Below are 6,887 nucleotides of genomic sequence, written 5' to 3' on the forward strand. Positions count from 1 at the left end.
CCCATAACTCCCATCAGAGGAATTTTGCTCTCATCCATATCATTTTGAACCTTTTTAGCGGAATAAGCCGCAATTCCAGCAGTAGCTGCCAGCATGGTTCCACCAACGGCCGGTGAAATCAAGGCATCAGCCATATGCATAGCACCAACTCCTTAAAAAAAATAAAATAACCCATAAAAGGCAATACTCAACATCTCTATAACCCTTCATGGGTTTCCCTTCATGGGCTCAATTTAAACAAAATTTTTGATATGCCTCTCTGAAACCTTCATGGTTTCAATTTTAAATAAAACTTATCATAACTTACCACATGCTGTCAAGGCCCCACTTTAACTATTTTAATCCAGATTTGATTTAGTCTTCAATTGTCCAGCGGCTTCTTGCATTATCTTCATACAGAAGGTTATATACACCCTAATCTTGATTTATGTAGGCATTCATGACTGGCCAGGCAGCATCTGCGCATAAAAACGGTGTCCACCCTCTCCAATGACAAGCTTGCGATGATTCTCTCCACCATCAGCCTTAAACATTGATTTGACAAGCTCAAACCTCTTTTGCATAGACAATTACCAGGTTTTTCTTTTATAATTCATTAACCACAATTAGCAATGTGAACTATCACCTACCTATGGAGGTGGTGGCTTCCTGTACCATCGACCAGACTTGCTACAGAAAAAACTTCTTTTTCTCGCCCTACCTTCCACTCAATATGGTAAGGTCCATGACTTTGCTTTCTATCTCCAGTAAACTGTTGTTGATCTTTCTGTACTTTTCCATATCCACGTTATCGCTGTTTAGATACTCTTCGATGAGCTTTAAGGCATTTTCAATCAGGTGCCTTATATTCACAATCTCATTCTTCAGCTTTTCTATATATACTCTTTCAACCTGTCCTGAAACCTCTAACTCTTCTCTACCCGCAACATCTATCTCTTTCACCTCGGCCTTGCCTCTTACTTCGTAGGCCGTATTGTAAGCCGGAATTAGGCATTCGATTCCTAAAATATCATTTATCTCTTTTGCAAGCCCTTCCTTGGCTTCAGACTCCCCGTGTACTAAAAACACCTTTTTGGGTTTCTCGCTAAAATTTTTGAGCCAGTTTATCAACCCTTTTTTATCGGCGTGGCTAGAAAAACCTTCCACATCATATATCTCAGCGTTTACACGAATATCCTCTCCCAGTATCTTGACCTCTTTGGCGCCATCCAAAATTCTCCTTCCAAGGGTACCCTCAGCCTGATATCCAACAAATACCACGCTGCACTCCTTTTTCCACAGATTATGTTTCAGATGGTGTTTAATTCGTCCTGCCTCACACATGCCGCTGGACGAGATGATTATCTTGGGTTCATTGGAGAAATTGAGCATTTTAGATTCCTCAACGCTTTGAATAAAATGGAGATTTTCAAAATACAGCGGATTATCTCCCTTCATCAGATAATCCCTTGCTTCCTCGTCAAACACATGGGCATTGCGAGCGAATACTTCGGTCGCCTTTATGGCAAGTGGGCTGTCTACATATACTGGTATTTTCCTCAATCTATTTTCCCTTTCCCCCGCTTCACTCAATTTTTTGTCATAATACTTGTTCAGGTGATATATTATCTCCTGGGTTCTGCCCACCGCAAAAGAGGGTATGATGACACTGCCTCCCCTCTCAGCAGTTTTCAGTATTATGTCGATCAGCTGCTGTTCCGCTTGCTCAACGTCCTTGTGTTCTCTGTCCCCATACGTTGACTCCATTATAACATAATCTGCGCTATCGATCGCTGCCGGGTCCTTCAGCAAAGGCTTTTCCTTCATGCCCAGGTCTCCTGAGTAGACAATCTTGATCACCTCATTCTCATCTTTAAACCACATCTCGATTATGGAAGAACCCAGTATATGCCCGGCATCGCTGAACCTCACTGTCAAATCGTCATCCACCTTAACGATCTGGCCATACAGTACCGGCTTAAAAAATCTCAGGCTGTCGTGTACATCGGCTTGGGTATAAAGCGGGTCAACCAGCGGCTTGCCCGAACGCTTTGCTTTCCTGTTTTTCCATTCCGCCTCGGCTTCCTGAATGTGTGCACTGTCAAGCAACATAACCTCGCACAAATCATAGGTGGGCTTTGAACAATATATGGTTCCCTTAAAGCCCTTCTTGACCAGCAAGGGAATTCTTCCGCTGTGGTCTATATGGCTGTGGCTTAAAAATAAATAGTCGATGTCAGCCGGATTGAACTCAAATTCCGCATAGTTCAGCTCCTCATCCTTCCCCTGATACAGGCCACAGTCAAGCAGTATAAGCTTATCATTAAACTCGATTACATGGCATGACCCCGTTACCCCATCTACCGCGCCTAAAAACCTTATTTTTATCATCTAATTATACAGTAACGCAGAAGACCCCTTAAAACAGAGCCTTCTGCGCCACTCCTCCTTTCTTGCAAAATTTTAGCTTGTCATAAAATCCAAAGGGCTCATTTTACAAATCTCGTCCTTCTACTGCATCTATCTCTCACAAAGTATCTTTTATATCTCTCAAAGCATCTTGAAACACTTACTTCAAAGCCAATAATACTTTACAAGCATTTACATTTCATAGCTAATCGCAGGTCCCCTACCATATTGTATATTCGATAAAAACTCGAAAATTCCTTCAAAGATGGTAAATTTTCTATAGACCGAGCAAATCGAGCAAGCGTTCCCATAAATTCATCTTGGGCTGGATATCCTGAACATCTTGCGCTTCTTTTGCCTCCTCTTCATACGCTATTTCTCTGGTTCTCATGATAAACTGGACGCTGCTGTTCTTGTTTCTTTCGTTATCCATAAAGGACCTGTAGCCGTCAGCCAGCTCCTCCATTCGCTGTTTCAATGCCTTGGCAAAGCGCATGTCGTCAATTGCTTGTATAATCCCCTCTTCCATTTCGGAAAGGCCCTGCGAATCCATCGCACTTAAGCCCTCATCCATCTTTTCCAAAACCTTGACCAAAGAATCCATTCCCGTGAACATCCTGGTTAAATTTCCGCTCAAGGCATCCAAGCCATCAGCAACGTCCCCCACTCCCTCAACATACTTTACAAGACCTTGCCTGTAAGCCGTTTGCCCTTTTTGGTATTCTTCCATTCCATCAAGGGTAGCCTTAGCACCAGATGCCAAACTGGCAATTGAATCGTTTATGGCCTGAATTCCAGGAATGAACTGGCTGTCCAACCCTTCTTTTAATTTATCTACCGCTTCTTTCACCCCATTTATTGCCCCTAAAAGCTGCGCGCCACTGTTTATAATGCTTTCTGGGCCACCCATACTCTCTATAAGCCTGTTTTGCTTAATGACCATCTGTCCCAGTTTATACAAATCAGAACCTTCAGGCTGTTCCTGCACCAGCTTTTGGGCTATAGTCAACATTTCCTCGTTTATATTTACAAGCTGTAACAGTCCAGGCGCCATGTTCTGTGCCCAACCATTGGCAGCATCCTGTAGCTGGCTGGCAGCCTGCGCCAGAGAATTTACAGCAGAAGACACTTCCCCCGCAGAACCGGCCAATCTATTCATCCCGGCAGCCACTTCATTTAAACCCTCGGCCAGCTTTGTCACCCCATCCTTTAACTCATTAAAGCCCTGAACGCTGACATCAAAGCCTGCTATCAACTCATCTGAGCTTTCATCTAATTCATCGCTTCCTGCAACAAGAGCAGAAATCCCTCGCTCAAGCGCCTGTTTGCCCTCAGCCATCTGCTTGCCGCCGCTCGCCAGAGGCTGCGTAGCAGCGCCAAACTGCTTCAATCCATCGCGGATCTCCCGCACGCCATCCAGCATTTTCTTCAGTTCATCTTCCATGTCGACATCCGGCACAGGCGGCACTTGCGGAATAACCGTAAACGTTAAGGGCTTAAGCTCTATGTTGCTGCCCCTCATCTCAAAGGTCACTTTGGCATCAGGGTACGGAAACGTGGCAAAGCTCAAGTTCATGGTCCTACCGGTTACAACCTTCACTGCCTCGTCGGCTTTTACATCAGAAAATATGTTGAGGTCAACGGGATAAGACACCTGTACCAGGAAAGGTACATAGTGCTCATACTCTTTAGATATGCTGCCCTTTTCATAGCTCTCATAGGTTATGGGCTGTGTCACCTTCAGCTTGTTTTTAATTCCTATCTCAATCCTCAAATTGCCGCTCTTGCCCACCAGGCTCTGTGCATCAACCTCTCTACCGTCCAAGAAATACCTTATTGATACTTCAATGGGCAGTTCCTTATCGGTTATCCCCTCATAATATATGTCGCCTTTTTTCAGCAACTGACCATCCCATACTATCTGCCCGTCCTGAACCTTCGGTTCAGCTGAAGTTTCCATGTTTCTGACCGAGCTATACTGGCCATAATCCCGTATCTCTTTTATCTCTCCTTTCCCATAAATGCGGTTGACAACCCTTTGCTCCAGCACCTTACCGTCATGGTCCAAAATCACGTAAACAGTCTCATCTTTAGAAACAAAGCCTGAACCATCATCCGCATTTTTGTCAGATGGTTGGGCCAATGCTACTTTTAAACCTCTATAAGCATAGGTCGTACCCATTGGCATCAATACGAAGCAAAGTACAACCGAAAACAGCAGTGCTCTTGATAACATCTTCTTCATGTTCATAAATACTCACCCCTTACACGTTTGTTTACATACCCTTAAAACCTATTTACTGGCTTTCCCAGCTCTTGCCCAGCTTTTTGTGGTCCAGCCGATCAGCCTGTCAAATATCAAAAATACAGAAGGCAGCCCGAGAAAGATCACCGCCATGCTTATAGCCGCACCCCTTCCAATCATCATGGTCAGCTCTCCCGTTGCCTTTATGCTGGCAATCAATGCAATGCCGAGCGTGGCAGCTATCATGGTCAGAGCGCTGGTTAATACAGAACGGCCGGTATCCTCTATCGTTTGCCTTATGGCCTCCAGCCTATCCTTTATCCTTTCACGGTTTTCCTTGTAACGGCTGGTAAACAAAATGGCATAGTCCACTGTGGCTCCCAGCTGAATGGCTCCTATAACTATCGGCGTCAAGGATGAGACGGTGATCCCCTGAAAATACGGTATGCTTAAGTTTATCCATATGGCCATTTCAATCACCAGCACGAGCAAAAACGGAAGAGAAAGCGACATATAGCTGAAACCTATGATGGCCAATATCAGGCCTATGGATATTATGGAGACCATCCTGTTATCTGCCTCCACCAGACCAGCCAGATCCCTTGTCAGTGCTGGCGACCCCGTTACATAATATTCGTCAAACACCTCTCCAGCGGCTTCCCTTATACGGTCAACCGCTTCAAACGTCCGCGGGTCATCCGCAGGAGTCAGCAGGCGCACCTCAAAATACCTGTAATTTCCTTTTACGTATCTTTCCCTTATATCGCCGGGAATAAAGTTTTCTGGTATGGTTACATCAACCTGCTGGGATAAAGCGGCTACCGAATCCACCGCATCTATAACCTCAATCCTGTTTATCAATTCCTTTTCCTTTATTGCTCCTTCATCGGGAATCACGACATATACAACTTCGGTATTCATAAAGCTTTCCCTAATCTTATCGGTATCTACCGCAGCCCGCGAATTCTCGGGCAAATAATGCTCTATGCTGTAGTAATACTGGAGATTTCGCTGTGCTAGAAATGAAGGCACAGCCAGGACTATTATTATGACAAGGAAAACCCATCTGAACCTAACAATCCATCGAGAAACCCGTTTAAAGGTAGGAATGATGGGTTGATGCCTGTGCCTGTCTGCATATTTGCTAAACATCAGGATCAGGCAAGGAAGAACAGTAATATTCATCAGAAGGCTGAATATTATTCCCTTGGCAAGGACAAACCCCAAGTCGCGGCCTATGCCGTTCTTCATAAACATCAGCGCCACAAACCCTGCAATGGTGGTAAGGGCACTGCCCATCACCGGCACTCCTGTCCTTGACATGGCTGCAACCATGGCATCATCTATATTGGGATGCTTTTGCCTTTCCTCTTCAAACCTATGTAGCAGGAAAATGGAATAATCCATGGACACGCCCAGCTGCATAACGGCAGCTATAGAGGCCGTTATAAAGGATATTTCGCCTTTTATAATGTTGGTACCCATATTCAGCAAAATGGCAATTCCTATTGAAACGAGAAACAGAAGCGGTTCAATGAACGAGGTCATGGAAGCCGAGAGGATGAGGTATATAGATATTACAGCAATGACCATGTAATATACCATTTCCTTTGAAGTTATGACCTTGAGGTCATTCATGATGACAGGTTCTCCGCCAAACAGCATATCCCTGTCTATGATTTTCCTTATCTCATTTATTGCCCGCATTGTGGACTCAGACCTGGCATTGTCGACAAACTGAATCTGCAAAATGGTGGATCTGCCCGAAAAGAAGTTTTCTCGGATATCAGGGTTCATAAACTCCATTGGCAAAATTATATCCTCAAAGTCGTCAACCCATATTACATCTTTAACCCCATCAACAGCCTCAATGCGGGACTTTATATCCTTTACTTCCCACATTTCCCTGTCCTTAACCACCAGGAAAGCCTGTCCCGAAAGGTTGAAGTTCTCTTCCAGGATCTCTTCTCCTTGCCGGGAATTCAAATATCCGGGCATATAGGATAATATGTCGTAATTCTGTCGCGTTAAAAACATGCCTAAAACGGAAGGGATCAATAGGATCAAGAACAGCACTAGCACGACCTTCCTGTGCCTTACTACAAACCTGCTAAATGCCACCATGATGATATCTCCCCTCGTAAATATGCATCAAAAAGTCCGAGACAAACACTTGTGTTAAACAAATGTTTAATATGCATGTTTAAATATAACGCTTAAAAAAGCGTTTGTCAAGCAAAAAATGGGTTTTTTA

The 6,887-nt window shown here is 44.3% G+C and carries 5 protein-coding genes; all 5 read right to left on the reverse strand.

Features of this window, described 5'->3' with window-relative positions:
- Positions 1–140 (reverse strand): energy-coupling factor ABC transporter permease (locus FWJ59_RS06905; RefSeq protein WP_414481226.1); only part of this gene is annotated, 140 nt, incomplete at its 3' end.
- A 297-nt stretch (positions 141–437) separates the two neighbouring features.
- Positions 438–563: a hypothetical protein gene (locus FWJ59_RS06910; protein WP_318249376.1), complete on the reverse strand. Its 126-nt coding sequence runs from the start codon at positions 561–563 to the stop codon at positions 438–440.
- A gap of 133 nt (positions 564–696) precedes the next feature.
- Positions 697–2,367: an MBL fold metallo-hydrolase gene (locus tag FWJ59_RS06915; protein ID WP_025746992.1), complete on the reverse strand. Its 1,671-nt coding sequence runs from the start codon at positions 2,365–2,367 to the stop codon at positions 697–699.
- Positions 2,368–2,665: 298 nt separating this feature from the next.
- Positions 2,666–4,639, reverse strand: coding sequence for a hypothetical protein (locus FWJ59_RS06920; RefSeq protein WP_414481224.1), 1,974 nt, complete (start codon positions 4,637–4,639; stop codon positions 2,666–2,668).
- 42 nt (positions 4,640–4,681) lie between these two features.
- On the reverse strand, positions 4,682–6,757 hold the full coding sequence (locus FWJ59_RS06925; protein ID WP_414481225.1) for an efflux RND transporter permease subunit: 2,076 nt from the start codon (positions 6,755–6,757) through the stop codon (positions 4,682–4,684).
- Positions 6,758–6,887: the final 130 nt, after the last annotated feature.

It is taken from the genome of Caldicoprobacter sp. (assembly GCF_047459465.1).
In the GTDB taxonomy this organism is placed as follows: Bacteria; Bacillota; Clostridia; order Caldicoprobacterales; family Caldicoprobacteraceae; genus Caldicoprobacter.